This window comes from Streptomyces sp. NPDC002795, assembly GCF_042888725.1.
Taxonomy (GTDB): Bacteria; Actinomycetota; Actinomycetes; order Streptomycetales; family Streptomycetaceae; genus Streptomyces.
Map to the genome: position 1 here is coordinate 293,716 of NZ_JBIAQB010000006.1, position 26,427 is coordinate 320,142.

General features: G+C 70.6%; 29 protein-coding genes and 2 pseudogenes. 17 read left to right on the forward strand and 14 right to left on the reverse strand.

All coding sequences use genetic code 11. The annotated features are described in order from the left end of the window. The first annotated feature begins 110 nt into the window (after positions 1-110). The 5 genes from ACFYWS_RS20030 to ACFYWS_RS20050 all read left to right on the forward strand — a co-directional run bounded on the left by ACFYWS_RS20030 (position 111) and on the right by ACFYWS_RS20050 (position 5,168). Complete coding sequence (locus ACFYWS_RS20030) at positions 111-1,199, forward strand: carbohydrate kinase family protein (protein ID WP_389278054.1); 1,089 nt, start codon at positions 111-113, stop codon at positions 1,197-1,199. 779 nt (positions 1,200-1,978) lie between these two features. Beyond that, a complete protein-coding gene (locus ACFYWS_RS20035) occupies positions 1,979-3,010 on the forward strand; it encodes a PhoH family protein (protein ID WP_389278056.1) in 1,032 nt (343 codons plus the stop codon). A gap of 15 nt (positions 3,011-3,025) precedes the next feature. Further along, positions 3,026-3,523, forward strand: a complete 498-nt coding sequence (gene ybeY / locus ACFYWS_RS20040; RefSeq protein WP_389278059.1) for an rRNA maturation RNase YbeY — start codon at positions 3,026-3,028, stop codon at positions 3,521-3,523. Beyond that, positions 3,520-4,815: a hemolysin family protein gene (locus ACFYWS_RS20045; RefSeq protein WP_389278062.1), complete on the forward strand. Its 1,296-nt coding sequence runs from the start codon at positions 3,520-3,522 to the stop codon at positions 4,813-4,815. The genes ybeY and ACFYWS_RS20045 overlap by 4 nt, the downstream gene beginning before the upstream one ends. Continuing rightward, positions 4,812-5,168 (forward strand): MmcQ/YjbR family DNA-binding protein, encoded by a 357-nt coding sequence (locus ACFYWS_RS20050; RefSeq protein WP_389278065.1) that lies wholly within the window; start codon positions 4,812-4,814, stop codon positions 5,166-5,168. Before ACFYWS_RS20045 ends, ACFYWS_RS20050 begins: the two co-directional genes overlap by 4 nt. A gap of 211 nt (positions 5,169-5,379) precedes the next feature. On the opposite strand, the gene ACFYWS_RS20055 is transcribed toward ACFYWS_RS20050, so the two are convergent. Next, on the reverse strand, positions 5,380-5,529 hold the full coding sequence (locus ACFYWS_RS20055; RefSeq protein WP_389278068.1) for a hypothetical protein: 150 nt from the start codon (positions 5,527-5,529) through the stop codon (positions 5,380-5,382). 427 nt (positions 5,530-5,956) lie between these two features. Between ACFYWS_RS20055 and ACFYWS_RS20060 the strand changes: the two genes are divergently transcribed. The 4 genes from ACFYWS_RS20060 to ACFYWS_RS20075 all read left to right on the forward strand — a co-directional run bounded on the left by ACFYWS_RS20060 (position 5,957) and on the right by ACFYWS_RS20075 (position 8,311). After that, positions 5,957-6,856, forward strand: coding sequence for a helix-turn-helix domain-containing protein (locus ACFYWS_RS20060; RefSeq protein ID WP_389278070.1), 900 nt, complete (start codon positions 5,957-5,959; stop codon positions 6,854-6,856). Positions 6,857-7,022: 166 nt separating this feature from the next. After that, a complete protein-coding gene (locus tag ACFYWS_RS20065) occupies positions 7,023-7,238 on the forward strand; it encodes a DUF397 domain-containing protein (RefSeq protein ID WP_389278073.1) in 216 nt (71 codons plus the stop codon). Positions 7,239-7,260: 22 nt separating this feature from the next. Next, positions 7,261-7,614 carry a cytidine deaminase gene (locus ACFYWS_RS20070; RefSeq protein ID WP_389278075.1) on the forward strand — a complete coding sequence of 118 codons (354 nt, stop codon included), beginning with the start codon at positions 7,261-7,263 and terminating at the stop codon, positions 7,612-7,614. Positions 7,615-7,963: 349 nt separating this feature from the next. Next, positions 7,964-8,311, forward strand: coding sequence for a transglycosylase family protein (locus ACFYWS_RS20075; RefSeq protein ID WP_389278078.1), 348 nt, complete (start codon positions 7,964-7,966; stop codon positions 8,309-8,311). 166 nt (positions 8,312-8,477) lie between these two features. On the opposite strand, the gene ACFYWS_RS20080 is transcribed toward ACFYWS_RS20075, so the two are convergent. After that, entirely contained in the window at positions 8,478-8,816 is a 339-nt protein-coding gene (locus tag ACFYWS_RS20080; protein ID WP_389278081.1) for a P-II family nitrogen regulator, read from the reverse strand. Beyond that, a complete protein-coding gene (locus ACFYWS_RS20085) occupies positions 8,813-10,114 on the reverse strand; it encodes an ammonium transporter (RefSeq protein WP_389278084.1) in 1,302 nt (433 codons plus the stop codon). Before ACFYWS_RS20085 ends, ACFYWS_RS20080 begins: the two co-directional genes overlap by 4 nt. 120 nt (positions 10,115-10,234) lie before the next feature. On the opposite strand from ACFYWS_RS20085, the gene era reads away from it, so the two are divergent. Next, a complete protein-coding gene (gene era, locus ACFYWS_RS20090) occupies positions 10,235-11,203 on the forward strand; it encodes a GTPase Era (RefSeq protein ID WP_389278087.1) in 969 nt (322 codons plus the stop codon). Here era and ACFYWS_RS20095 read toward each other — a convergent pair. Continuing rightward, positions 11,200-12,039 (reverse strand): helix-turn-helix transcriptional regulator, encoded by an 840-nt coding sequence (locus tag ACFYWS_RS20095; protein ID WP_389278090.1) that lies wholly within the window; start codon positions 12,037-12,039, stop codon positions 11,200-11,202. The two genes, era and ACFYWS_RS20095, sit on opposite strands and share 4 nt — an antisense overlap. A gap of 151 nt (positions 12,040-12,190) precedes the next feature. On the opposite strand from ACFYWS_RS20095, the gene ACFYWS_RS20100 reads away from it, so the two are divergent. Continuing rightward, positions 12,191-13,045, forward strand: a complete 855-nt coding sequence (locus ACFYWS_RS20100; protein WP_389278847.1) for an NAD-dependent epimerase/dehydratase family protein — start codon at positions 12,191-12,193, stop codon at positions 13,043-13,045. Between the two features lie 21 nt (positions 13,046-13,066). Here ACFYWS_RS20100 and ACFYWS_RS20105 read toward each other — a convergent pair whose 3' ends face one another. The 4 genes from ACFYWS_RS20105 to ACFYWS_RS20120 are packed head-to-tail and all read right to left on the reverse strand — an operon-like array spanning position 13,067 to position 17,072. Continuing rightward, complete coding sequence (locus ACFYWS_RS20105; RefSeq protein ID WP_389278093.1) at positions 13,067-14,308, reverse strand: MFS transporter; 1,242 nt, start codon at positions 14,306-14,308, stop codon at positions 13,067-13,069. Beyond that, entirely contained in the window at positions 14,305-15,636 is a 1,332-nt protein-coding gene (locus tag ACFYWS_RS20110) for a GH1 family beta-glucosidase (protein ID WP_389278096.1), read from the reverse strand. Before ACFYWS_RS20110 ends, ACFYWS_RS20105 begins: the two co-directional genes overlap by 4 nt. Positions 15,637-15,693: 57 nt before the next feature. Further along, positions 15,694-15,960 (reverse strand): protealysin inhibitor emfourin, encoded by a 267-nt coding sequence (locus tag ACFYWS_RS20115; protein WP_389278099.1) that lies wholly within the window; start codon positions 15,958-15,960, stop codon positions 15,694-15,696. Positions 15,961-15,986: 26 nt separating this feature from the next. Next, complete coding sequence (locus ACFYWS_RS20120) at positions 15,987-17,072, reverse strand: M4 family metallopeptidase (protein ID WP_389278102.1); 1,086 nt, start codon at positions 17,070-17,072, stop codon at positions 15,987-15,989. Positions 17,073-17,360: 288 nt separating this feature from the next. Between ACFYWS_RS20120 and leuA the strand changes: the two genes are divergently transcribed. The 3 genes and pseudogenes from leuA to ACFYWS_RS20135 form a co-directional block, all read left to right on the forward strand. Beyond that, positions 17,361-19,082, forward strand: a complete 1,722-nt coding sequence (gene leuA / locus ACFYWS_RS20125; protein ID WP_389278105.1) for a 2-isopropylmalate synthase — start codon at positions 17,361-17,363, stop codon at positions 19,080-19,082. 187 nt (positions 19,083-19,269) lie between these two features. After that, positions 19,270-19,965 (forward strand): TerB family tellurite resistance protein, encoded by a 696-nt coding sequence (locus tag ACFYWS_RS20130; protein ID WP_389278108.1) that lies wholly within the window; start codon positions 19,270-19,272, stop codon positions 19,963-19,965. Between the two features lie 98 nt (positions 19,966-20,063). After that, positions 20,064-20,336 (forward strand): annotated as a pseudogene (locus ACFYWS_RS20135) (response regulator transcription factor); the annotation flags it as partial. Between the two features lie 13 nt (positions 20,337-20,349). On the opposite strand, the gene ACFYWS_RS20140 reads toward ACFYWS_RS20135, so the two are convergent. The 3 genes and pseudogenes from ACFYWS_RS20140 to ACFYWS_RS20150 all read right to left on the reverse strand — a co-directional run bounded on the left by ACFYWS_RS20140 (position 20,350) and on the right by ACFYWS_RS20150 (position 21,861). Further along, on the reverse strand, positions 20,350-20,697 hold the full coding sequence (locus ACFYWS_RS20140; protein ID WP_389278111.1) for a VOC family protein: 348 nt from the start codon (positions 20,695-20,697) through the stop codon (positions 20,350-20,352). Positions 20,698-20,799: 102 nt separating this feature from the next. Next, the gene (locus tag ACFYWS_RS20145) at positions 20,800-21,078 is read right to left on the reverse strand and encodes a DUF397 domain-containing protein (protein ID WP_389278114.1); all 279 of its coding nucleotides are present in this window, start codon (positions 21,076-21,078) and stop codon (positions 20,800-20,802) included. Continuing rightward, positions 21,060-21,861 (reverse strand): annotated as a pseudogene (locus ACFYWS_RS20150) (Scr1 family TA system antitoxin-like transcriptional regulator). The gene ACFYWS_RS20145 and the pseudogene ACFYWS_RS20150 overlap by 19 nt, the downstream one beginning before the upstream one ends. A gap of 354 nt (positions 21,862-22,215) precedes the next feature. On the opposite strand from ACFYWS_RS20150, the gene ACFYWS_RS20155 reads away from it, so the two are divergent. The 3 genes from ACFYWS_RS20155 to ACFYWS_RS20165 are packed head-to-tail and all read left to right on the forward strand — an operon-like array spanning position 22,216 to position 24,076. After that, on the forward strand, positions 22,216-22,431 hold the full coding sequence (locus ACFYWS_RS20155; RefSeq protein WP_389278117.1) for a hypothetical protein: 216 nt from the start codon (positions 22,216-22,218) through the stop codon (positions 22,429-22,431). 56 nt (positions 22,432-22,487) lie between these two features. Next, on the forward strand, positions 22,488-23,237 hold the full coding sequence (recO, locus tag ACFYWS_RS20160) for a DNA repair protein RecO (protein ID WP_389278120.1): 750 nt from the start codon (positions 22,488-22,490) through the stop codon (positions 23,235-23,237). Between the two features lie 26 nt (positions 23,238-23,263). After that, on the forward strand, positions 23,264-24,076 hold the full coding sequence (locus ACFYWS_RS20165) for an isoprenyl transferase (protein ID WP_389278123.1): 813 nt from the start codon (positions 23,264-23,266) through the stop codon (positions 24,074-24,076). Between the two features lie 221 nt (positions 24,077-24,297). Here ACFYWS_RS20165 and ACFYWS_RS20170 read toward each other — a convergent pair whose 3' ends face one another. The 3 genes from ACFYWS_RS20170 to ACFYWS_RS20180 form a co-directional block, all read right to left on the reverse strand. Beyond that, positions 24,298-24,699 carry a Fur family transcriptional regulator gene (locus tag ACFYWS_RS20170; protein ID WP_389278126.1) on the reverse strand — a complete coding sequence of 134 codons (402 nt, stop codon included), beginning with the start codon at positions 24,697-24,699 and terminating at the stop codon, positions 24,298-24,300. A gap of 66 nt (positions 24,700-24,765) precedes the next feature. Continuing rightward, a complete protein-coding gene (locus ACFYWS_RS20175) occupies positions 24,766-25,650 on the reverse strand; it encodes a metal ABC transporter permease (protein WP_389278129.1) in 885 nt (294 codons plus the stop codon). A 1-nt stretch (position 25,651) separates the two neighbouring features. Beyond that, on the reverse strand, positions 25,652-26,425 hold the full coding sequence (locus ACFYWS_RS20180) for a metal ABC transporter ATP-binding protein (protein WP_389278132.1): 774 nt from the start codon (positions 26,423-26,425) through the stop codon (positions 25,652-25,654). Between the last annotated feature and the right edge of the window lie 2 nt (positions 26,426-26,427).

Here is a 26,427-nt window from a genome sequence, read left to right on the forward strand (position 1 = left end):
GCATGCGCCGATCGTCATCGGGCCGCATCGTGACAGGTTGATGTCGTCCCCGTGGTACGCGACAGGGTCGTGCACACTGACCGGACCCGTACCACCTCAGGGAGCGCGACGTGACCTCCACACGACCCAGAACGGACCCCCTCGCGGCGCTGCGCACACCCGCCGACCCGCCCTACGACGTCTATCTGACCGGCACGGTCTTCCTCGACATCATCTTCACCGGCCTCGACAGCGCGCCCGTGCGGGGGACGGAGTCGTGGGCGCGCGGCATGGGGTCGAGCCCCGGCGGGATCGCGAACATGGCGACGGCGCTCGCGCGGCTCGGCCTGCGCACCTCGCTCGCCGCGGCCTTCGGCGACGACCACTACGGCGAATACTGCTGGGACGCACTCGAACACGGTGAGGGCATCGACCTCAGCTACGCGCGGACCGTACCCGGCTGGCACTCGCCCGTCACCGTGTCCATGGCGTACGAGGGCGAACGCACGATGGTGAGCCACGGCCACGAGCCGCCGCCCGTCGAGCCCGCGCCGGACTGCCCGCCGCACGCCAGGGCCGCCGTCGCCTCGCTCGTGCCCGGCGCGGAGGAGTCGTGGGTCGCGACGGCCGCGCGCTCCGGGACGCAGATCTTCGCCGACGTGGGCTGGGACGACACCGGCCGCTGGGACCTGGCCGCGCTGCCGGGACTGCGGCACTGCGAGGCGTTCCTGCCGAACGCGCAGGAGGCGATGCGCTACACCGGCACGTCCTGCCCGCGGGCCGCCGCGCACGCGCTGACCGAGCACGTACCGGTCGCCGTGGTGACGCTCGGCGCGGAGGGCGCGTACGCGGTGGACGGGCGGACCGGCGAGACCGCGTCCGTACCGGCCATCGAGGTCGAGGCCCTCGACCCGACCGGGGCAGGGGACGTCTTCGTCGCCGGCTTCGTCACCGGAACCCTGGCGGGCTGGCCGCTCGCCGACCGCCTCGCCTTCGCCGGCCTCACGGCGGCCCTCTCGGTCCAGGAATTCGGCGGCTCGCTCTCCGCGCCGGGCTGGTGGGAGCTCGCGGCCTGGTGGAAGGAAGTCCGCTCGAACGACCAACAGAACCACTGCGCCCTGGACCGCTACGCCTTCCTGGCCCCCCTCCTCCCGGACACGTCCCGCGCGTGGCCACTGCGCCGAGCGGTCCCAACGATCGGCTTCGGAAGGTCGGCGTAGCGGCCACGTGCCCCGGCTCCGCTGTCCGGTCCGGCGCCTGCTGTCCGGCCCGGTCCTGCTGTCCGGTGTGGTGCCTGTTGTCCGGTGCGGTGCCTGCTGTCCGGCCCGGTCCTGCTGTCCGGCCCGGTCCCGCTGTCCGGTGCGGTCCTGCTGTCCGGTCCGGTCCGGTCCCGCTGTCCGGTGCGGTGCCTGCTGTCCGGCCCGGTCCCGCTGTCCGGTGCGGTCCTGCTGTCCGGTCCGGCCCGGTCCCGCTGTCCGGTGCGGTCCTGCTGTCCGGTCCGGTCCGGTCCCGCTGTCCGGTGCGGTGCCTGCTGTCCGGTCCGGTGCCTGCTGTCCGGCCCGGCCCCGCCGCCCGGTCCGGTCCCGCCGCCCGGTCCGGGCCCCTCTGCCCGGTGCCCCGCCCCTCTCCCACCCACCCGCCCCCTCCGGGGGCTTGGGCCTCCCGGGGTGCGTTCCACGCCCGACCGAGAGTTACCGCTCGGGCGTGGACCCCGAGGCGTGCGGTGCCGGAGGTCGGGCCGGGACGGTCGGCGCAGCGAGGCGTGGGCGCCCCCTCGGTCCCGGGGACTCACTCCGCGCGGGGCCCTACGCACACGCCACCTGTCAGCTGTGCGCTTCTCTTACGTGAGGGGCCGGGCCGCAAGGGCCCCGGCCGCACACGAAACCCACTCGGCGTTGTCGTACGCGCGCCGTACCCTTGGCGGTGCAGGGCAACACCGCAGGACACACCGCAGAGAAAGTCCCGTACGGGGAGGACGCAAGGGCCACAGGCCCGGCTCATGACGCAGACACCATCCAGCTCCCGCGCACAGTTCACCGTCCCGGCCAAGCACCCCATGGTGGAGGTTCTGGGATCAGGGGACGCGCTGCTGCGAGTGATCGAGCAGGCCTTCCCGGGGGCCGACATCCATGTCCGGGGAAATGAGATCAGCGCGTCGGGGGAGCCGGGGGAAGTCGCCCTCATCCAGCGCCTGTTCGACGAGATGATGCTGGTAGTGAGGACGGGGGCACCGATGACCGAGGACGCCGTTGAGCGCTCCATCGCCATGCTGAAGGCGGACGGGGGCACCGGGCAGGAGACGCCCGCCGAGGTGCTCACGCAGAACATCCTGTCGTCGCGGGGCCGCACGATCCGCCCGAAGACGCTGAACCAGAAGCGCTACGTCGACGCGATCGACAAGAACACGATCGTCTTCGGCATCGGCCCCGCGGGCACGGGCAAGACCTATCTCGCCATGGCGAAGGCGGTCCAGGCCCTCCAGGCCAAGCAGGTCGACCGGATCATCCTGACCCGGCCTGCGGTGGAGGCGGGCGAGCGGCTCGGATTCCTGCCGGGAACGCTCTACGAGAAGATCGACCCCTACCTGCGCCCCCTGTACGACGCGCTGCACGACATGCTCGACCCGGACTCGATCCCGCGTCTGATGGCGGCGGGAACCATCGAGGTGGCGCCGCTGGCGTACATGAGGGGTCGCACCATCAATTCGGCCTTCATCATCCTCGACGAGGCGCAGAACACGACGCCCGAGCAGATGAAGATGTTCCTGACCCGGCTCGGCTTCGACTCGAAAATCGTGATCACCGGTGACGTGACGCAGGTCGACCTGCCGGGCGGCACGAAGAGCGGCCTCAAGCAGGTGCAGGACATCCTGGAGGGCCTCGACGACGTGCACTTCTCGCGGCTCACATCCCAGGATGTCGTGAGGCACAAGCTCGTCGGCCGTATCGTCGACGCGTACGAGAAGTACGACACCGAGCACGGTACGGAGAACGGCACCCACAAGGGCAACGGCCGTCCCAGAGGAAAGTAGAGAACCCACAGCGCCATGTCGATCGACGTCAACAACGAGTCCGGAACCGAGGTCGACGAGCAGGCGATCCTCGACATCGCCCGCTACGCGCTCGCCAGGATGCGGATCCACCCGCTGTCGGAGCTCTCGGTGATCGTCGTCGACGGCGACGCCATGGAGCAGCTGCACGTGCAGTGGATGGACCTGCCGGGGCCGACGGATGTCATGTCGTTCCCGATGGACGAGCTGCGGCCGCCGATGAAGGACGAGGACGAGGCCCCGCAGGGCCTGCTCGGCGACATCGTGCTGTGCCCGGAGGTCGCCAGGAAGCAGGGTGAGGACGCGCCCACGCAGCACTCCATGAACGAGGAACTCCAGCTCCTCACCGTGCACGGGGTGCTGCACCTGCTCGGGTACGACCACGAGGAGGCCGACGAGAAGGCCGAGATGTTCGGCCTCCAGGCGAGCATCGTGGACGGCTGGCGTGCGGAGAAGGGGATGACGGGGCCGTCGCCGGCGCCGACCGTCTCATGAGTCTTTCGCTGATCGCCGGGGCCGTCGCGCTGGTCGTGATCGCCTGGCTCGCCGCCTGCGCCGAGGCCGGCCTCGCGCGGGTGTCGAGCTTCCGTGCCGAGGAGGCCGTGCGGTCCGGGCGGCGCGGCAGCGCCAAGCTCTCCCAGGTGGCCGCCGACCCGACGCGCTATCTGAACGTGGCGCTGCTGGTGCGCGTCGCCTGCGAGATGGCCGCCGCCGCGCTCGTCACGTACGCGTGCCTGGAGGAGTTCCGGGAGACCTGGCAGGCGCTGCTCGTCGCCATCGGCGTGATGGTGCTGTTGTCGTACGTGGCCGTGGGCGTCTCGCCGCGCACCATCGGCCGCCAGCACCCGCTGAACACCGCCACCGCGGCCGCGTACGTGCTGCTGCCGCTCGCCAGGATCATGGGGCCGATCCCGCCGCTGCTGATCCTGATCGGTAACGCGCTGACCCCCGGCAAGGGCTTCAGGCGCGGCCCCTTCGCCTCCGAGGCCGAGCTGCGGGCGCTGGTCGACCTCGCCGAGAAGGAGTCCCTCATCGAGGACGAGGAGCGCCGCATGGTGCACTCCGTCTTCGAGCTGGGCGACACCCTCGTGCGGGAGGTGATGGTGCCGCGCACCGACCTCGTCGTCATCGAGCGGTACAAGACCATCCGGCAGGCCCTCACCCTCGCCCTGCGGTCCGGTTTCTCGCGGATCCCCGTGGTCGGCGAGAGCGAGGACGACGTCGTCGGCGTGGTCTACCTGAAGGACCTCTCGCGCAAGACGCACATCAACCGGGACGCCGAGGCCGAGCTGGTGTCCACCGCCATGCGGCCCGCGACGTTCGTGCCCGACACCAAGAACGCGGGCGATCTGCTGCGCGAGATGCAGCAGTTGCGTACGCACGTCGCCGTCGTGATCGACGAGTACGGCGGCACGGCCGGCATCGTCACGATCGAGGACATCCTTGAGGAGATCGTCGGTGAGATCACCGACGAGTACGACCGCGAGGTGTCCAACGTGGAGGAGCTCGGCGAGGAGCGGTTCCGGGTGACGTCCCGCCTCGACATCGGCGACCTCGGTGAGCTGTACGGCATCGAGGAGTTCGACGACGAGGACGTGGAGACGGTGGGCGGGCTGCTGGCCAAGGCCCTCGGCCGGGTCCCGATCGCCGGGGCCTCGTCCCTGGTCACCCTGCCCGACGGGCGGGAGCTGCGGCTGACGGCGGAGGCCGCCGCGGGCCGCCGGAACAAGATCGTGACCGTGCTCTCGGAGCCGGTCGGCGTCGACCAGGAGGAGAGCGCCGGGTGACGCCTCAGGAGCTGCGTACGTTCTGCCTGTCGTTCAACGCGGCGGTGGAGGACTTCCCGTTCAACCCCGAGACCTCCGTCTTCAAGGTGCTCGGCAAGATGTTCGCGCTCTCGCACCTCGACGGACGCCCGCTCACCGTCAACCTCAAGTGCGACCCCGAGGACGCGCTGCGGCTGCGTGGGGAGCACGAGGGTGTCATCGTGCCCGGCTGGCACATGAACAAGCGGCACTGGAACACGGTGACCGTGCCCGAGCTGTCGGACCGGTTCGTCCGGGAGCTCGTCGAGGACTCGTACGACCTGGTGGTGGCGGGCCTGCCGAAGGCGGAGCGGCTGCGGCTCGACCGGGGCTGAGCGGCGGCGCCCAGCCCGCTGGGTGCTGCCAGCGCGCCCCGAAATGGCCCGACTGCCCCTCCCCAACGAGGAGACGCAGAGGCAGAATGGTGTGGCGGCGCCCTGCGACGCCACCGCTCCGGGCGAACCTGCCAGGGAACTCGGAACGGCAGCGTCTGTCTCGGGTGTCCGCCGCTTTCGGCCCCGGCCCTCGGGTCGGGGCTGACTGCTGTCACGCGTAGGGCAGAATCCACTCTTCGGCGACCTTGTGGATCGCGATGAGGAGATTGACCAGCGGGATGATCAGAGTCACCCGCTCGGCCCAGGTGCGCTTGGTCTTTCGCGGACGGACCTCTCCTTCCCCTCCTTGCATGTCGGCCATGGCGCTCGACCCCTCTCCGGTACCGCTCGGCGTCGCGTCAAGTGCGGCGAACCCCGAACGGGTGCAATCAGCGCGTACCGGGTTCCTGTCCAAGTACCGCCCGGGTGGCGGGGGTTGGGGCTGATGGGTGATCAACTCCTCTGTGGATCTTGGGTGTTGGCGGGATCGCAGTTGTCGAGTCTCCTCATACCGTATAGCCACAGTGCTGAAAGTGACAGGCCCTTACGGATCCTCCCCTATGCGGTCTTTCAATCTGCGACATAGCAGAGTGCGGGGTAAGGTTAGGGTGTGCGCATCACACCCGGTGTGCGGAGTGCGCACACCCCGCTTGAGCGGTATTGAAGTGTCGCTACTAAGAGGTCTCGATGAGTCATGTGTATAACTGCTATGTTGCACAAAGCCGGATGCGGTCGGGGGTGAAGCGTTCATGGCAGTGACAAGTGCGGCGCTGCTGCGACTTCAGCTGCGCACCGAGCTCCGCAAGGCGCGGATCGCGGCAGGTCTGACTCAGCGACAGGTTGCCGACCGGATGGAGTGGAGTCCGTCCAAGCTCATCCGGATCGAGGCGGGCGAGGTCGGCATCTCCGTCAACGACCTGCGTCCGCTCGCGGCGGCCTACGGCATCTCGGACCGGCGCAAGCTGGAGGAGCTGCTCGACATGGCCCGCGGGAGCCGGCGTATGCCGTTCACCGAGTACCGGGACCTGTACAGCAAGGACTTCATGCAGCGTCTCGCGCTGGAGTCGGCGGCGTCCGTCCACCGGCAGTTCGCGCCGCTGCTCCTGCCGGGCCTGCTGCAGACCGAGGAGTACATGCGGGCGGTGATCGGCACGTACGGCAAGGACCTGCCCGAGGACGACGTCGACCGGATCGTCGAATCGCGCCTCGCGCGCCAGGAGGTGCTGGAGGGCGAGGGAGGGCGAGAGTTCTCCTTCGTCCTGGACGAGTCGGTGGTACGCCGAGTGACCGGGGGGCGCGGGGTGATGCGGGCTCAGCTGGAGCACCTGGCCGAGCTGTCCACGCGTGCGCACGTCACGATCCAGATCCTGCCGTTCAGCATCGGTGCGCACCCCGGAATCCAGGGACCTTTCACGCTGTTCGAGTTCCAGGCCGAGGGGATGGCGGACGCTCTGTTCACCGAGGACTCCCGGGGGTTGACCACCGCCTCGACCTCGGCGGAAGAGACCCGGCAGTACCTGGAGCGTTTCTGGGAGCTGGAGGACCTGTCGCTGACGGACGGGGGCGACGTGTTGCTACGACGTCTCGCGGAGCGTGCCGCGGAGGGGGGCGACGAACTGGAGGCGATGCTGCAGCAGAACCCCGCCTGAATGAATCGCGTCGCCAACCTGCCGTTTCTGGCGGTAAGTTGGCGGGAATTGTCATGTCTGCGTGCGTGGTTTCTGCACGTACCATGGGAGTTCTGCCGTGCGACCCACGGCGTTGTACGGGGGACGCCCCCGGCTGGGCGGTCCACAACCGGGGTGGAGGTCGAGGGTGATTCAGGCATGGGCATGGCGCAAGAGCAGCAGGTCCGCGATTGAGGACTGCGTCGAGGTCGCCTGCACGGGCACCGGGATCCGCGTCCGTGACTCGAAGCGCCGACGCGGCCACGTCATCGCCGTCGCGCCTGTCGCATGGGACTCCTTCCTGGAGCTCCTCGTCGAACCCGGCCCGTCGCGGGACGGGCGCCCCGTTGCCGAGCACCCGTAGCCCTCTTCCTTATGCTCACCCCATGACTGAGAGCACCGACCTCGGCCCCGAGGACCGCAAGATCGTCACCCTGGCCCGCTCCACGCGGGCCCGCAACGGTGTGCCCGAGGGCGCGGCCGTGCGTGACGAGACCGGGCGCACCTACGTCGCGGGCACCGTCGCCCTCGACTCCCTGAAGCTGAGCGCGTTGCGGACGGCCGTCGCCATGGCGGTGGCGTCCGGCGCGCAGTCCCTGGAGGCGGCGGCCGTCGTCTCCGCCTCCGACGAGCTCCCGGCCGAGGACCTCGCGGCCGTACGCGACCTGGGCGGGGCCGGTACGCCGGTGTTCCTCGCCGGGGGCGACGGCGCGGTGAAGGAGACGTTGCGGGCGGGCTGAACTCCCTTGCCCACAACGGTTTTGTGAGCACGCTCACGCCCGCCGCCACCCGGGCCCGACGGCCCGGTGCGGCGGGCGTCGTGCGTGCGGACGCGGAGGCCGGGGGAGCGGCCGGTGGGACCGATGGCCCGGGGCGAAGGTCCCGGCGGAGCGGGGTTCGGGGCGGGGACCGAAGGGTCGCCCGGGAGGTCGGGCGGCCCATGGGCCGGGGGCTCGGCGTGGCTCACGGTGGAGTGGTCGCCCGCTGCGGCAGCCGACCGACCGGCCGCCGCACCGGGCGACCCACCACGTCCCCAAACAAAGGTTCTGCTTCGTGTTCTCCGCCGCGCTTCGTCGTCCCACCGCCCGTATGTCCCGTACCCGCCGTATCGGCACCGCCGCGGTGCTGGCGGGCGCCAGCGGGATGCTGGTGCTCGCGGGTACCGGCAGCGCCTCCGCGGCCACCGGGGCGTCGACGTCCCAGTGGCAGGCCGTCGCCCAGTGCGAAGCCAGTGGGAACTGGGCCGCGAACACGGGGAACGGGTTCTCGGGCGGTCTGCAGTTCACTCCGTCGACGTGGGCGGCGTACGGCGGTACGCAGTACGCGTCCGCTGCGAATCAGGCCACTCCGCAGGAGCAGATGGCTGTCGCCAACAAGGTTCTGGCCGAACAGGGGCCGGGGGCGTGGCCGGTCTGCGGCGCCAAGGCGGGCCTCTGACCGGCACCGTCGTTGCGGCCTCGGGGCTCTGCCCCGGACCCCGCTGCTCAATCGCCGCAGGGGCTCAAGTTGAGCCAGATCAAGCCCCGCCGGCGATTGAGGCGCGGGGGCCGGGGCAGAGCCCCGTGCGGTGCCGCGCGCTCAACGGCACGGGGCTGGGAATGGGTCAGATCGCATCCGGGCCGCGTTCGCCCGTGCGGACGCGTACCACCGACTCCACCGGCACCGCCCACACCTTGCCGTCGCCGATCTTCCCGGTCCGTGCGGCCCGCACGATCGCGTCCATCGCGGGCTCCAGGTCCGCGTCCTCGACGACGACCTCGATCCGCGCCTTCGGCACCAGATCGACCTGGTACTCCGCGCCCCGGTACACCTCCGTGTGCCCGCGCTGACGGCCGTAGCCACTGGCCTCGGTCACGGTCAGGCCGTCCACACCCAGCTCGCGCAGCGCGGTCTTCACCTCGTCGAGGCGGAACGGCTTCACGACCGCGGTGATCAACTTCATGACGCGACCTTTCGGGCGACGGGGGCGGCACTCAGGACGCCGTGATCGTACGCACTCTCCGCGTGGGCCGTCTGGTCGAGACCGGTCATCTCCTCCTCGGCCGGGGCCCGGAAGCCCATCAGCTTGTCGATGGCCTTCGCGATCCCGTACGTGACGAGGAAGGTGTAGGCCGCGACCACCAGCACCGCGAGCAGTTGCTTGCCGAGCTGGCCGAATCCGCCGCCGTAGAACAGGCCCTGCTCGGCCGGGGACCCGGTCATCGCGGACGTCGCGAACAGGCCGATGAGGACGGTGCCCACGACGCCGCCGACGAAGTGCACGCCGACCACGTCGAGGGAGTCGTCGTAGTCGAGGCGCAGCTTCCAGGCGACCGCGTACGAGCAGACGACACCGGCCGCGAGCCCGACGACGGCCGCCCCCGGCACGCCGACGACCCCGCAGGCCGGGGTGATCGCGACCAGGCCGGCCACCGCGCCCGAGACCGCGCCGAACGTCGTCGGGTGCCCGTCCCGCCGCTGCTCCACGAACAGCCAGCCCAGCAGCCCCGTGCAGCCCGCGATCAGGGTGTTGAACAGGGAGGCCGCGGCGACGCCGTTCGCGCCGAGCGCCGAGCCGCCGTTGAAGCCCAGCCAGCCGAACCACAGCAGACCCGCGCCCATGACCACCATCGGCAGGTTGTGCGGCCGCATCGCGTCCTTCTTGAAGCCGATGCGCGGGCCGAGCACGAGGCACAGGGCCAGACCCGACGCGCCCGAGGCGATCTCCACGACGAGCCCGCCCGCGAAGTCGAGGGCTCCGAGGCGGTTCGCGATCCAGCCTCCCGGGCCCCACACCCAGTGCGCCACGGGAACGTATACGAGCAGGGCCCAGACGGGCACGAAGACCAGCCACGCCCCGAATTTCGTACGGTCCGCGACCGCCCCGCTGATCAGCGCCGCGGTGAGGATCGCGAAGGTCAGCTGGAAGGTCGTGAAGAGGAAGGTGGGGACCGTGCCGGTCACGTCGGACGGGCCGATGCCGACCATGCCCGCGTGCTCCAGGTTGCCGATCAGGCCCGCGAAGGAGTCGTCGCCGAAGGCGAGCGAGTAGCCCGCGACCAGCCACACCACCGTCACCAGGGCGATCGAGACGAAGCTCATCATCAGCATGTTGAGGACGCTCTTCGTGCGGACCATGCCGCCGTAGAAAAGCGCGAGTCCCGGCGTCATGAGCAGCACGAGGGCGGTGGCGGCGAGCAGCCAGGCGGTGTCGCCGGTATCGAGAGCGGGGGCGGCGAGGGGCACGGTCGTGGCAGGCATGCGGATCAGAGTCACGGGCCCGCGTTTCCGGAACCGCACCTGTGGGTTTCCGCCGTGTTTCTTGTTGCCGGGTGGTTACCGGGGCCTCACTGTGCTGCGGCACCCCCGCCATCGGGGACAATGGGCGCCATGAGCGCTCGTACCCAGCCGTCCCAGTCGTCGAATTCCCCGGAGCCCGCGCACCGCGCCGGCTTCGCCTGCTTCGTCGGCCGCCCCAACGCGGGCAAGTCCACCCTCACGAACGCTCTGGTCGGCAAGAAGGTGGCCATCACCGCCGACCAGCCGCAGACCACGCGGCACACCGTGCGCGGCATCGTGCACCGCGCGGACGCGCAGCTGATCCTGGTGGACACCCCCGGCCTGCACAAGCCGCGTACGTTGCTGGGTGAGCGCCTCAACGACGTGGTGCGCACCACATGGGCCGAGGTCGACGTGATCGGCTTCTGCCTGCCCGCCGACCAGAAGCTCGGCCCCGGTGACAAGTTCATCGCCAAGGAACTCGCGTCGATCAAGAAGACGCCGAAGGTCGCCATCGTCACCAAGACGGACCTCGTCGACAGCAAGACACTCGCCGAGCAGCTCATCGCCATCGACCAGCTCGGCAAGGAGCTGGGCATCGAGTGGGCGCAGATCGTGCCGGTGTCGGCGGTCGGCGAGAAGCAGATCGATCTGCTGGCCGACCTCCTGATCCCGATGCTGCCCGAAGGGCCGATGCTCTACCCCGAGGGCGACCTCACCGACGAGCCCGAGCAGGTCATGGTCGCGGAGCTGATCCGCGAGGCCGCGCTCGAAGGCGTACGGGACGAGCTGCCGCACTCCATCGCCGTCGTCGTGGAGGAGATGCTGCCGCGCGAGGACCGGCCCGCGGACAAGCCGCTCCTCGACATCCACGCGTTCGTCTACATCGAGCGGCCCAGCCAGAAGGGCATCATCATCGGCCCGAAGGGCAAGCGCCTCAAGGACGTCGGCATCAAGTCCCGCAAGCAGATCGAGGCGCTCCTCGGTACGCCGGTCTACCTGGACCTGCACGTCAAGGTCGCCAAGGACTGGCAGCGCGACCCGCGCCAACTGCGCAAGCTGGGCTTCTAGGACCCGTTGCCGCTGGGGGTGAGGTCCTGAAGGCCTATCACCCGCAGCAGCTCCAGGCGCTCGTACGTCTCCGTGCCCGGCCGCGCCGAGTGCACGACGAGCTGCTGGCTGTGCCCGTCGCCGACCAGGACCTCGCAGTCCAGGTCGAGGACGCCGACGACGGGGTGCAGGAACCGCTTCGGTGACGGGCGGCGCACCACCACCTCGTGCGAGGCCCACAGCTCCTCGAACTCCTTCGACGCGGCCCGCAGCTCGGCCACGAGCGCGGCGGGGCCCGGATCCTTCGGGCGGGCCGCGCTGACCGCCCGCAGGCTCGCCACGTGGGCCCGGCTGTGCTGCTCGTGCTTCTCGGGCGGTGCCAGGCTGCGGCCCGCCGGGTCCGTGAACCAGCGGCGAATCAGGTTGGTCCCCGTGTGGTCGCCGGTCAGCGCCACCGACATCGCGTTCTGCGCGAGCATCTCGCCCCAGTCGCTCATCACGCTCGCCGGCAGATCGTGCAGCCTGTCCAGGATCAGCAGCAGCCCCGGCCGCACGTGCACGGAGGAGCCGCCCGGCCGCGGCGGTTCCTCGCCGGCCAGATGGAACAGGTGGTCGCGCTCGGCGTCGGTCAGGCGCAGCGCGCGGGCCAGTGCGGTGAGCATCTGCCGCGACGGGTGCGAGCCCCGGCGCTGTTCGAGCCGCGTGTAGTAGTCCGCGGACATCCCGGCGAGCTGCGCCACCTCCTCGCGGCGCAGTCCGGGCGTGCGGCGGCGCGGGCCCGCGGTCATCCCGACGTCGGACGGGTTCAGCCTGGTGCGGCAGCGGCGCAGGAAGTCGGCGAGCTCGGATCGGTTCACCTCTTCAGGATCGCCCGGCGCCGGGCCGGGATCCAGTGCGTATCCAGGGAGTGCCGGTCCCTGGACAACCGCGTCTCTCCCGCCGTGGCCGTCGTCGGCACAAGCTTCAGGCATGGCTACGACAACGGGCCACGGCAACAAGGAGGCGGCCATGCTGACACTGGTGACGGGTGCGACGGGACAGGTCGGGCGGCGCTTCGTGCCCCGGCTGCTTCAGGGCGCGCCGCAGGGCGACCGGGTGCGGGTGCTCGTACGGGACGAGGCGCGCGGCGAGCGCTTCGCGGAGCTCGGCGCCGAGGTGGTCGTCGGCGATCTGCGGGACGTGGACGCGCTGGGCAAGGCGACCACCGGAGTGGACTTCGTGGTGAATGTGGCCGCGGCCTTCCGCGGAGTGCCGGACGAGGAGGCGCAGGCGGTCAACCGGGACGCCGCGATCGAGCTCGGCCGCGCCGCTGTGGCCTCGGGCGTACGGCGGTTCGTGCAGGTCAGTACGGGTCTCGTGTACGGAGCGGGGCGCGGCAGGCCGCTGGTCGAGGACGACGAGACGCGGCCGGGCGGGCATCTGTGGGGCGCCTACCCGCAGTCCAAGTGGGAGGCGGAGCGGGCGCTCGGCGCCCTGGACGGCCTCGACGATCTGCGGATCGGGCGGTTGCCCTTCGTGTACGGCGACGGCGACCCGCACCTGGACAACGCGCTGGGGTGGGCGCCGTCCTGGCCCGCCATGCAGCGCCTCCACATGGGCCACCACGCCGATGTGGCGCAGGGCCTGCGGCGTCTGCTGTACGCGGCCGGGGCGTCCGGCGTCTACAACATCGCGGACGACGCCCCGGTGACCACGGTCGACCTCTTCCAGCTCGGCGGTCTTCCGGTGCCCCCGGAGGTGTACGAGAAGGAGGCCCCGGACCCGTGGCACTCCGTGATGTCGACCGGCCGCATCCGCCACGAGCTGGGCTTCCGCCCGATCCACCCGTCGGTGTGGACGGCCCGGGACGCCGGGGTGATGTAGGCGCTGCGACGGTGCGGCGTCTTACGCCACCCCCTTGATCCGCCGCACCAGCAGCGCCCCCGCGAGCCCCACCCCCGCCGCCACCAGATACAGCACCCGGTACCCGCCCAGCTGGTTCACCAGCGGAGCGGCGAGCGCGGGGGCGGCGACCTGGGGGAGGGAGTTGGCGATGTTGATGACACCGAGGTCCTTGCCGTGGTCGAGCGCCTTCGGCAGGACGTCGGTCATCAGCGCGAAGTCGACCGAGGTGAACACGCCGAAGCCGACGCCGAGGACGGCCGCCGCGACGACCGCGCCGGTCCAGGTCTGCCAGCCGGCGAGCATCCCGGTCGCCGCCGCCATCAGGACGCCCGACCACAGCACGAACGGCTTGCGCCGCCCCACCCGGTCCGACCAGGCGCCGCCCACCACGACGGTGGCGAGCAGCGTCACCCCGTTCACCGCGGTCAGCACGAGGACCCCCGAATCCGGGTCGTCGAGGTGCAGCCGGTCACGCAGGTAGTAGTAGAGGTAGAGCAGGACCAGCGCGTTGCCCAGGTTGATCAGGAAGCGGGTCAGCCACGCCCAGCCGAGGTCCGGGTAGCGCCGCGGGCTCAGCCAGAACCCCGCGGCGAACCGGCGCCACGACCACGCCGGGCGGTCGGCCGGAGCGAGCCGCAGGTCCGGGTGGCGCAGCACGTACGGGGCCACGCCGAGGAGCGTGAAGGCGGCGCACGCCGCGTACCCGACGCCCACCCCGCCCGCCACCGTCGCGAGCCCCGTGCCGACGACCACGCCCAGGATCTGCGCCGCCCCGAGCCAGCCGCCCACCGCGCCCCGCTGCCGCCGCGGCACCCGGTCGGGGACGGCCGCCGTGACCGCCGCGAACGCCGCGTTCAGGGCCAGCTGCACCAGGCACCAGCCCGCGAACAGCACCCACACGGCGCCCGCGCCCCCGAGCAGCAGCAGCGACAGCGCGCCGCCCGCCGCGCCCGCCACGATCCACGGCGTGCGCCGCCCGTACCGTGACACCGTGCGGTCCGAGAGGGCGCCGAAGAGCGGGTTCGCCGCCAGGGACACCACCGCGCCGACACCCGTCACCCAGGCGAGCAGCGACTCCTTCGACAGGCCCGTGCCCGGCGCGAAGTGCTCGGACTGCCGGGCGAGCAGGATCTGGAGCGGCCCGTACCAGCCGACCCAGATCGCCCCGTTGGCCAGCGAGAGCGCCGCCGTCCAGCCGCGCCCGACCCGCTCGGAGGGCTCCTGAAGGGCGGGGTCCGTCATGCCCGGCGGGCCCGCAGGGCGCCTTGCAGCCAGCCGTACGAGGCCTTCGGGGTGCGCTTCTGCGTCGCGTAGTCGACGTGCACGAGCCCGAAGCGCTTCGTGTAGCCCTCCGCCCATTCGAAGTTGTCGAGCAGCGACCAGACGAAGTAGCCGCGTACGTCGACGCCGGCGGTGACGGCCCGGTGCACCGCCCGGATGTGGCCGTCCAGGTACGCGATGCGCTCCTGGTCGTCGAGGCCCTCGTACGCGCAGCCGTTCTCCGTGATGACGAGCGGCGGCAGCCGGTCGCCGTAGCGCTCGCGGAAGCCCACGAGGAGCTCGGTGAGCGCGTCGGGCACCACGGGCCAGCCGAAGTCCGTCGTCGGGTAGCCCTCGATCTCCCTTACGGAGAAGGGGAGTTCGGCGGGGATGGTGATGCCGGAGAAGTCCACGTCGGCGGCGCCGGGCGCGCCCGCCTTCGTCGGCTGGTAGTAGTTGATCCCGTACCAGTCGAGGGTGTCCTCGGAGATCACCTTCAGGTCGGCGGCCACGTCGGCGCCGGGCATCAGCTCCCCGAACCCGTCCGGGTACCGGCCCAGCAGCAGCGGGTCGGAGAAGAGCCGGTTGAGGATGATGTCGTACAGGTCGGCGGCCCCGGTGTCGGCCGGGTCGGCGGAGGCGGGCCAGGTCGGGCCGTGCGAGTTGGCGATCCCGATGTCGTGGGCGCCCGCCGCGCGCAGCGCCCGCGCCGCGAGGCCGTGGGCGAGGAGCTGGTGGTGGGCCACGGGCAGCGCGTCGAAGAGCAGCTTCTTGCCGGGGGCGTGCTCGCCGAGCGCGTGCCCGAGCAGGGTGTGCTCCGCGGGTTCGTTGAGGGTGATCCACTTGGCTACGCGGTCGCCGAGCCGGGCCGCGACCGTCTCCGCGTACTCGGCGAAGCGGGACGCCGTGTCCCGCTCCAGCCAGCCGCCCGCCTCCTGGAGGGCCAGCGGCAGGTCCCAGTGGAAGAGCGTGGGGACGGGGCGCACACCCTGCGCGCACAGCTCGTCGACGAGCCGGTCGTAGAAGTCCAGGCCGCCCGGGGCGAGCACCCGGGGCCACGAGACGGAGAAGCGGTACGCGTCCACGCCCAGGTCACGGACGAGCGCCACGTCCTCCCGGTAGCGGGCCACGTGGTCGCAGGCCACCTCCGCCGTCGAGCCGTCCTTGATCCGGCCGGGTTCGGCGCCGAACGCGTCCCAGACCGAGGGTGCGCGCCCGTCGACGGCGCCCTCGATCTGGTGGGCCGATGTGGAGACGCCCCACAGGAAACCGGGCGGGAAGGCCGGGAGCGGTGCCGCGGTCGCTGTCATGGGCGCGATCATCCGTACCCGTCGGTAGGAAGTCAACGCCCGTGCGGCCAGGGCTTGTTACGCCCCTTCCTTGAGCACCCGTGAGATCAGCCTGCGCTGTTCCTCCGTCAGGCGGGGGTCCGCGCAGTACACGGTGGTGTCGCCCACCGTGATCGTGTAGCTGAAGCCGTCGGGTACGCCTATCGGCGGCGCGCTCCGGCCGGAGGTCACCGCCTTCTCGGCCAGGGCGTGCCACTCGTGGGCATCGGACCGGCCCGCCGTGTCCACCTCGGCGTGCCGGTCGATGCCGGCGAATCCGCCCGTGCGCGATACGTGAATACGCATGGGGTCCTGTCTACTGCAACGGGCGCCTACTGGGTAGGAACGCCGACCTGTTCCCAGGCCTTGAGCACCGACTGGTACTCCTCGCCCTCGTTGTAACGGGCCTTCGCGGCCTTCAGCGTCGCCTTGGCGAAGTCGACGAAGAGGCAGTCCTGTGCGAGCTCGCCGCCGGTGAGCGTGTCGTACCAGATCTGGCCCGCCCGCTCCCACGCGTGCCCGCCGAGCGCCTCGGCCAGGATGTAGAACGCGTGGTTGGGGATGCCGGAGTTGATGTGCACGCCGCCGTTGTCGCGGCCCGTCTTCACGAAGTGGTCCATGTCGGCGGGCTGCGGGTCCTTGCCGAGCACATCGTCGTCGTACGCCGTGCCGGGCGCCTTCATGGAGCGCAGGGCGACACCCGTGACGCGCGGCGCGAGCAGACCCGCGCCGATCAGCCAGTCGGCCTCGGAGGCGGTCTGGCCCAGCGTGTACTGCTTGATCAGTGAGCCGAAGACGTCGGACATCGACTCGTTGAGGGCGCCCGGCTGACCGAAGTACGTCAGGTTCGCCGTGTACTGCGTGACGCCGTGGGCCAGCTCGTGGCCGATGACGTCGACGGGGATGGTGAAGTCGAGGAAGATCTCGCCGTCACCGTCGCCGAACACCATCTGCTCGCCGTTCCAGAAGGCGTTGTTGTACTCCTCGGAGTAGTGCACCGTCGCGTTCAGCGGCAGACCGTTGCCGTCGATCGAGTGGCGGGAGAACTTCTCCAGGAACAGCTCGAACGTCGCGCCGAGCCCCGCGTACGCGCGGTTGACGGTCGCGTCCTTGCCCGGCTTGTCCCCCTCGCCGCGCACCTTGCGCCCCGGCAGCTCCGTGCGGTGCCGGGCGTCGTAGATGGTGCGGTGCGGCTTCTGGCCCGCGAGGCCCGCGGGCGGGGCGACGGAGGGCGCGCCGATGACGGTCGTCATCCGGCGGTGCGTGCGCTCGAAGGCGTCGCGCTCCAGGGAGCGGCGGGCCCTGGCGGCGATCGCGGAGTCCTCGCTCTGAGCTGCCTTGTCGAGGACGTGGGGCGGCACGATGGTGCAGAACACGGGCTCGAACCCCTGTGGGTTCCCCGTTGGGTTGTCGGTCATGCGAGGCAATGTGGCACCGGGTCATGCCGCTGTCACTACCTGCCACCATGATTAGCGAAATAGAGGTATTGATCACCTCTTACCCGTTACCTGTCCGCGGTCCCGCATACTGATACGGGTCTTCGCGTCCGGCGGTACTCGACTAAGGTGCGGTGCATCATGCGATTCGGGCTGCTTCTCCTTAGCTGCCGCGGCGAGGGCCTGTAGACAAGGCCGGCTCCCTCCCCGCGGAGTTTGGTGTTGCGCCGTCGGCCGCCTTCAAGGCCACCTCCGAGGAGCCCACGCATCATGGCAAACCGCCAGCAGCCCAGCAGCATGCCGATCCACAAGTACGGCCAGTACGACCAGGTCGACATCCCGGACCGCACCTGGCCCGGCAAGCGGATCACCACCGCCCCCCGCTGGCTCTCCACGGACCTGCGCGACGGCAACCAGGCCCTGATCGACCCGATGTCGCCGGCCCGCAAGCGCGCGATGTTCGACCTGTTGGTCAAGATGGGCTTCAAGGAGATCGAGGTCGGCTTCCCCGCGTCGGGGCAGACGGACTTCGACTTCGTACGCTCGATCATCGAGGACCCGGCCGCCATCCCGGACGACGTCACGATCTCCGTACTGACCCAGGCTCGTGAGGACCTGATCGAGCGGACCGTGGAGTCCCTGAAGGGCGCCAAGAACGCCACGGTGCACCTGTACAACGCCACGGCGCCGGTCTTCCGCCGCGTCGTATTCCGCGGCTCCAAGGAAGAGATCAAGCAGATCGCCGTCGACGGCACGCGCCTGGTCATGGAGTACGCGGAGAAGCTGCTGGGCCCGGAGACCACGTTCGGCTACCAGTACAGCCCCGAGATCTTCACGGACACCGAGCTGGACTTCGCCCTGGAGGTCTGCGAGGCCGTCATGGACGTCTACCAGCCGGGCCCGGGCCGCGAGATCATCCTCAACCTGCCCGCCACGGTGGAGCGTTCGACGCCGTCCACGCACGCGGACCGCTTCGAGTGGATGTCCCGCAACCTGTCGCGCCGCGAGTTCGTCTGCCTGTCCATCCACCCGCACAACGACCGCGGCACCGCCGTCGCCGCCGCCGAGCTGGGCGTGATGGCGGGCGGCGACCGCGTCGAGGGCTGCCTGTTCGGACAGGGCGAGCGCACCGGCAACGTCGACCTGGTCACCCTGGGCATGAACCTGTTCTCGCAGGGCGTCGACCCGCAGATCGACTTCTCCGACATCGACGAGACCCGTCGTACGTGGGAGTACTGCAACCAGATGGAGGTCCACCCGCGCCACCCGTACGTGGGCGACCTGGTCTACACGTCCTTCTCCGGCTCCCACCAGGACGCCATCAAGAAGGGCTTCGACGCCATGGAGGCCGACGCCAAGGCCAAGGGCGTCACCGTCGACGACATCGAGTGGGCCGTCCCGTACCTGCCGATCGACCCGAAGGACGTCGGCCGCTCCTACGAGGCCGTCATCCGGGTCAACTCGCAGTCCGGCAAGGGCGGTATCGCGTACGTCCTGAAGGACGGCCACAGCCTGGACCTGCCGCGCCGTATGCAGGTCGAGTTCTCCAAGGTCATCCAGCAGAAGACGGACACCGAGGGCGGCGAGGTCACGCCGAAGGACATCTGGAACGTCTTCCAGGACGAGTACCTGCCGAACCCGGCCAACCCGTGGGGCCGCATCCAGGTCAAGACGGGCCAGACCACCACCGACACGGACGGCATCGACACGCTGACCGTCGAGGCCGAGGTGGACGGCCAGGAGCAGGTCCTGGTGGGCACCGGCAACGGTCCCATCTCCGCCTTCTTCCACGCGCTGCAGGGCATCGGCATCGACGCCCGTCTCCTGGACTACCAGGAGCACACGATGAGCGAGGGCGCCTCCGCCGTCGCCGCCTCGTACATCGAGGTCGCCATCGGGGACAAGGTTCTGTGGGGCATCGGCACCGATGCGAACACGACACGTGCCTCGCTGAAGGCGGTCGTCTCCGCGGTCAACCGCGCGAGCCGCTGAGGTAGTTGAGCTGCGGTTTCCCGGCCCCGTGCACCTTTTGTGGGTGTGCGGGGCCGCGTCGTGTCCCGGCCAGGAACGACAAGTTCCGTGACCTCGGCGTGACCAAGGTACTGACGCCGCATCAACAATGTGGCTAACATCACGCCAACGCCGCGATGGTGCGGCGCCACGACGGGAGGTGTGCGACGTGCTGCCGAATCATGGACGCATGGGACTGACCGGGCTCTCGCGGGTGTTCGGGGTGCACACCATATGGACGACCGTGGGCGACGGTGAGTTCTTCTGTCCGGGCTGCGGCGGCGATCGCAACTACCAACGGCGGACCGGGAAACGCCGCCTTGTGCTGCTCGGCGTCCCCGTCGTGCCGCGCGGCCAGGCGGGCCCGGTCGTCGAATGCGCGGCCTGCGAGGGCCGGTTCGGTACGGACGCGCTCGACCACCCGACCACGCGCCGCTTCTCGGCGATGCTGCGGGACGCCGTGCACACGGTGGTGCTCGCGGTGCTCGCGGGCGGCGGCACGTCGCCTTCGGCCCTCGAATGCGCGGCGAGCACGCTGCGGGACGCCGGGTTCGAGGACACCTCCGAGGTCCAACTCGCCGCCCTCGTCGAGGCGTTGGTGACCGACGCGGGGCGGGTCGCTGAGCAGTGCGGGACCGGGGCCGGGCTCGCCATAGAGCTGCACGAGGCGCTCGATCCGCTGGCGCAGCATCTCGCTCCGGCGGGGCGGGAGTCGATCCTGTTGCAGGGGGCGCGGATCGCGCTCGCCGACGGGATGTATTCGGCGGGAGAGCGGGATGTGCTTGGCACGGTGGGGGCGGCGTTGACCTTGTGCACGGATGAGGTCGGCGAGCTTCTGGTGGTCGCTGCGCGTACGCCGAGCTGAGCCCACGTCCCGGGGCTCCGCCCCGGGCCCCGCTGCTCAATCGCCGCAGGGGCTCCAAAACAACGGGCGACGTATCGGGTCACATGGATATCCGGATGCCCGCCGAACTCCTCGATGCCATACGGACCGTGGCCGCCGGCGATTCGCTGCTGTCGCCGGGGCCCACCGCCCGGCTCATCTCCCGTGTGCTGCGCGCCCCGGTGGTGCTCGCGCTCGTCGCGCGTGGGCTCAACAGCACCGAGATCGCCGAGCCCCTCGGGCTCAGCCCGCTCACCGCGAAGACCCACGTCAGCCGGATCATGGGCCAGCCGGCCGCGCGGGACCGGGCGCAGCTGGTGATCGCCGCGTACGAGTCGGGGCTCGTGGCCCCGTCCCGTGGGGTGCCTAGGAGTGCGCCGTCGGGTGCAGCGGCTCGTACAGGCCCAGCTCGCCGCCGCCCGGCAGCCGCAGCGACGTGAGGCGGCCCCAGCCCTGGTCCTGGACGGGGGACGTGAACTCGACGCCCTTGGCCGTCAGTTCGGTGACCGTGCGGTCCACGTCGTCGCACATCAGCGTCAGCTCGTGCCTGGGCGCGCCCTCCGTCGGATGCACCGCGATCTCGGAGGGCGGCGCCGCGAAGATCAGCCAGCCGCCTCCGGCGTCGACGTGCGGGAAGCCGAGCACGTCCCGGAGGAAGGCCCGGTCGGCGTCCGCGTCGGAGGAGTAGAGGATGGTGTGCGCGCCTGTGATCATGCGGGCGAGCGTATCGACCTTCGGTCGGTTCGCCGGGGTGGCGCTGCCGTGCGCCGTCGGCCGGAAATCCCGGTGTCTGCGCCGCGCCCCGGACCCCGCCGCTCAGGTCGCCGTCCTGGCCCCAGCCACGAACGCGGTCCACGCGGCCGCGCCGATGACGACGACGTCGCCGTCGACGACCTTGGAATCCCGGACGGGCACGACACCGGGGACTCCGTCGGCGACTTCGAGGCAGCTGCCGCCCTCGCCATTGCTGTACGTCGACTTGCGCCAGTGGGCCGCGCCGGTGAAGTCGTACGCGACCTCGACGCAGTCGCCGCCCTCGCCGTTGCTGTAACTGCTCTTGAGCCAGCGGGCGTTGGTCAGGTCGTACTCGCGCATCGTCTGTGGTCCTCCGCCGCCGATTCGATCAGAGCCAGGGACGCCTCCGGCGGTAGCGTGGCGCCCCTGACCAGATCGTCGATGAGCGTTCCCGAGAACGCGGTCTCTGTATAGGCGACCGGCGGCGGGGCGTCGTCGAACTCCATCAGCTGCAGCATCCCGCCCATCAAGGCGTATGACCCCACCTCGGAGGGGGATCACCGCCACCCACACGACGCGCTGCCGCATCAACTCTGCGACATGCTCCAACTGTTCGGCCATCGCGGTTCCGCCGCCCACCGGAGTGCGCAGCACGTTCTCGTGCAGCGCCACCCAATACTCGGGCCTTGTAGCGTCCCGGAGGATGTTCGCCCGCTCCAGGCGAGCGGACACCTTCTCCTCGACGTACTCGTCCGTGACGAACGGGTTCGCCGCGATCGTGACGGCCCGCGCGTACGCGGCCGTCTGCAACAGGCCCGGCATCACCGTCGGTGCGAACTCGCAGATACGTGTGGCGACCCGCTCAAGCTCGACGACCTCCGCGAAATACTCCGCATACCGACGGTCGTCGATCAGGCCCCGCCACATCCGCTCGAAAATACCGCCGGTTTGCAGCGTCTCGTCGATCCTCCGGGCTACATCCAACTGCGGCTTGCGAATTGCCTGTTCGAATTGGCCGATGTAGCCACCGGAAACGAATACCCGTATCCCCAACTCCACTTGGGTAAGTCCCGCGTCCTCGCGGCACCGCTTCAGTTCCACCCCGAAGAACTCCCACGCCGCTTGGCGCGAACCCTTGGCCATGGCCAACCCCCAAGTGAAGCCCCGCAGTTGTAGTGCGCAGACCCCTCCCCACTGTAGGGACAGCGCGCCACCGTGGAAGCGCAAAGCGTGAAATCCAATGAGGCAGGGGAGCCACGTGACGGAACAATCGAAGCACGCCGCGCTGTGCGTGGAGGAAGCCGAGGAAATGGTGGAGACATTGCGAGCCGCACTCGCCGGAGCGGGAATTGTGCTGCCCTCGCTCGGCCTCGATCCCGGGTCAATCGCACGGAGTGCCCCGTGTCCCCTGGTGGAATTGGGGCGTTGTCCGGTTGACGCGGCGGCCCGGCTCGCCGCCGTACTCCTCGCAGGGACGGACGACAGGAGCGCTACGCCATGAAACCGCCGATCGGTTCGTACGCGGTCGACACGAGCACGGGTCAGGTGGGACGAGTGATGGGGCACGAGGGGCCGTACGTACAGTTGCGGCCCTTCGGGGGCGGGCGTGAGTGGGATTGTCCGCCGGAGGTGCTGCGCGTGGCGTCGACGACGGAGCGGGTGCGCGCGGCGACGGCGTACGAGAACAGAAGAAGCCGGGGCGAGGTGCCGTAGAGCGGGAGGTACCCCGTTCCCGCAAACGGGCTCCGCCCGTGAGGGACAATGGGGGCATGAGTCTGTTCCGTGACGACGGGGTCGTGCTGCGCACCCAGAAACTCGGCGAGGCCGACCGCATCATCACGTTGCTCACCCGCAACCACGGACGCGTGCGCGCCGTCGCCCGCGGTGTGCGGCGTACCAAGTCCAAGTTCGGCGCCCGGCTCGAACCCTTCTCCCACGTGGACGTGCAGTTCTTCGCGCGGGGCAGCGAGCTGATCGGGCGCGGTCTCCCGCTCTGTACGCAGAGTGAGACCATCGCCGCGTACGGCGGCGGCATCGTCACCGACTACGCCCGGTACACCGCGGGGACCGCCATGCTGGAGACGGCGGAACGGTTCACCGACCACGAGGGCGAGCCCGCGGTGCAGCAGTACCTGCTCCTGGTCGGCGGCCTGCGTACGCTCTCGCGCGGGGAGCACACGCCGGGCCTCGTGCTCGACGCGTTCCTGCTGCGTTCGCTCGCGGTCAACGGCTACGCGCCCAGCTTCGGCGACTGCGCGAAGTGCGGAATGCCCGGTCCCAACCGGTTCTTCTCCGTCGGGGCGGGCGGCTCGGTTTGCGTCGACTGCCGGGTACCGGGCAGCGTCGTACCCTCACCGCAGGCCCTCGACCTGCTCGGTGCGCTGCTCACCGGAGACTGGGAGGCGGCGGACACGTGCGAGGCACGGTTCGTACGGGAGGGCAACGGGCTGGTGTCGGCGTACCTGCACTGGCACCTGGAGCGCGGACTGCGCTCCCTTCGTTACGTAGAGAAAAGCTAGAGCTGAGCTAGGGGAGAGGCCGGAACATGGCACGTCGCGGAATCCTCGGACGGAACCGCCGTGAGTACACAGCGCCCGAACCGCACCCGTCGGGCGCGCGGCCGCCGAAGATCCCCGGCGAGCTGGTGCCCCAGCACGTGGCGATCGTCATGGACGGCAACGGACGCTGGGCCAAGGACCGCGGCCTGCCGCGCACCGAGGGCCACAAGGTCGGCGCGGAGCGCGTCCTCGACGTCCTCCAGGGCGCCATCGAGCAGGGCGTCGGCGCCATCTCGCTGTACGCCTTCTCCACCGAGAACTGGAAGCGCTCGCCCGACGAGGTCCGCTTCCTCATGAACTTCAACCGGGACTTCATCCGCAGGACCCGCGACCAGCTCGACGAGCTCGGTGTGCGGGTGCGGTGGGTGGGGCGCATGCCCAAGCTGTGGAAGTCGGTCGCCAAGGAGCTGGAGATCTCCCAGGAGCAGACCAAGGACAACGACAAGCTGACCTTGTACTTCTGCATGAACTACGGCGGCCGCGCCGAGATCGCCGACGCCGCGCAGGCGCTCGCCGAGGACGTGAAGGCGGGGCGGCTCGACCCGTCGAAGGTGAGCGAGAAGACCTTCGCCAAGTACCTGTACTACGCGGACATGCCCGACGTGGACCTGTTCCTGCGCCCCAGCGGCGAACAGCGCACGTCCAACTACCTTCTGTGGCAGAGCGCGTACGCCGAGATGGTCTTCCAGGACGTCCTGTGGCCGGACTTCGACCGCCGGGACCTGTGGCGCGCGTGCGTCGAGTACGCGTCGCGGGACCGACGGTTCGGCGGGGCGCTCCCGAACGAGGTGCAGAAGTAGGCACTTCGAGCCCCTGCGGCGATTGAGCAGCGGGGTCCGGGGCGGAGCCCCGAGGCTTTGAGCGCGCGGCGCCGCCGGGGGGGCGCCCCCCCCCCCCCCCCCCCCAACCCCCCCGGGGGGGGGGGGGGGCCGGCCCCCCCCCCCCCCGGGTGGGGGGGGGGGGGGGCGGGGGGGCCCCCCCCCGCACCCCGCGCCTCAATCGCCGGCGGGGCTTGAGTGGCTCAGCCCGCCGCGCATTCGGCGCAGGTGCCGAAGATCTCCACGGTGTGCGCCACATTCACGTACCCGTGCTCGGAGGCAATCGCCTCCGCCCACGTCTCCACGGCCGGACCCTCCACCTCCACGGCCTTGCCGCAGACGCGGCAGACCAGGTGGTGGTGATGGTCGCCGGTGGAGCAGCGGCGGTACACCGCCTCGCCCTCGGACGTACGCAGCACGTCGACCTCGCCGGCGTCGGCGAGGGACTGGAGCGTGCGGTAGACCGTGGTCAGGCCGACCGAGTCACCCTTGTGCTTGAGGACATCGTGCAGCTCCTGAGCGCTGCGGAACTCGTCCACCTGGTCGAGCGCCGCCGCCACGGCCGCGCGCTGGCGGGTCGACCTGCCTCGAACCGGGGCTGCCACGGGTTCCTCCTCACATCCCTGCACGTACATACCGCCGCCATTGTGCCAGGCGGCGCTGTGCGCGGGTCATCCGTGAACGGAAGGAGTCGCCGCCTGCTCCGGGATCGGGCACTCGGAGGGCGCCGCCGGGACGGATCGCGCCCTGTGGCGGGCGAGCGGCTTCGCGAGCAGCGCGAGGACGATGAAGGCCGCGATGGTCAGGAGCACGATCGTCGCTCCGGGCGGCACGTCCTGGTAGTACGACGTGACGGTGCCGCCGAGCGTCACCGCGACGCCGAGCGCCACCGAGATCACGAACGTCGCCTTGAAGCTGCGGGTCAGCTGCTGGGCGGCGGCGACCGGCACCACCATCAGGGCGGAGACCAGAAGCAGGCCCACCACGCGCATCGCCACCGTCACCGTGACCGCCGCCGTGATCGCGATCAGCAGGTTCAGGGCGCGCACCGGCAGGCCCGTGACCCGCGCGAACTCCTCGTCCTGGCTCACCGCGAACAGCTGCTTGCGCAGGCCCACCGTGACAAGCACCACGAAGGCCGCGAGCAGACAGATGGCGAGGACGTCGTCCTGCGACACCGTCGAGAGCGAGCCGAAGAGGTACGAGTTGAGGTTGGCGTTGGAGCCGCCGGGCGCCAGGTTGATGAACATGACGCCGCCCGCCATGCCTCCGTAGAAGAGCATCGCGAGCGCGATGTCGCCGCGCGTCTTCCCGTACCAGCGGATCAACTCCATGATCACGGCGCCGAGTACGGAGACCAGGGTCGCCATCCACACGGGGGAGGTGGAGAGCAGGAAGCCGAGGCCGACGCCCGTCATCGCCACGTGTCCGATGCCGTCGCCCATCAGGGCCTGGCGGCGCTGCACGAGGTAGATGCCGACGGCCGGGGCGGTGATGCCGACGAGGACGGCGGCGAGCAGCGCCCGCTGCATGAAGTCGTAGGAGAGGAGTTCCATGTCAGCTCAGCAGTCCTGTGCGGATCGGTTCGGCGCCCGCGTGCGTGTGCGGGTGTACGTGGTCGTGGCCGGGCAGGGCGTGCTGGCCGAGGGCCTTCGGGGGCGGGCCGTCGTGCAGCACGCAGCCGTCGCGCAGGACGACCGCGCGGTCGATCAGCGGCTCCAGCGGGCCCAGTTCGTGCAGCACGAGGAGGACGGAGGCACCGGCGGCGACCTGGGTGCGCAGCGTCGCCGCGAGGATCTCCTGGCTGGCCAGGTCGACGCCCGCCATCGGCTCGTCCATGATCAGCAGCTCGGGTTCGGCGGCCAGGGCGCGCGCGATGAGCACGCGCTGGTGCTGGCCGCCGGAGAGCGCGTCCACGGAGTCCTTGGCGCGGTCCGCCATCCCGACGAGTTCGAGGGCGCGGGTCACGGCGTCCCGGTCGGCCTTGCGCATCAGCCCGAACCGCGCGCGCGAGAGGCGGCCCGAGGAGACGACCTCGGTCACCGTCGCGGGCACGCCGCCCGCGGCCGTCGTGCGCTGCGGTACGTAGCCCACGCGCGCCCAGTCCTTGAAGCGCCGCCGCGGCGTGCCGAAGATCTCGATGCCGCCGCCGGTGGTCGGGACCTGCCCGATGACGCTGCGGATGGCGGTGGACTTGCCCGACCCGTTCGCCCCGAGCAGGGCGACGACCTCGCCGCGGTGCACGGTGAGGTCGATGCCGCGCAGCACGGGCCGGCCGCCGAGCTCGGCCGTCACCTTGCTCAGCGAGATGACTGCTTCCCGTTCGCCCATGT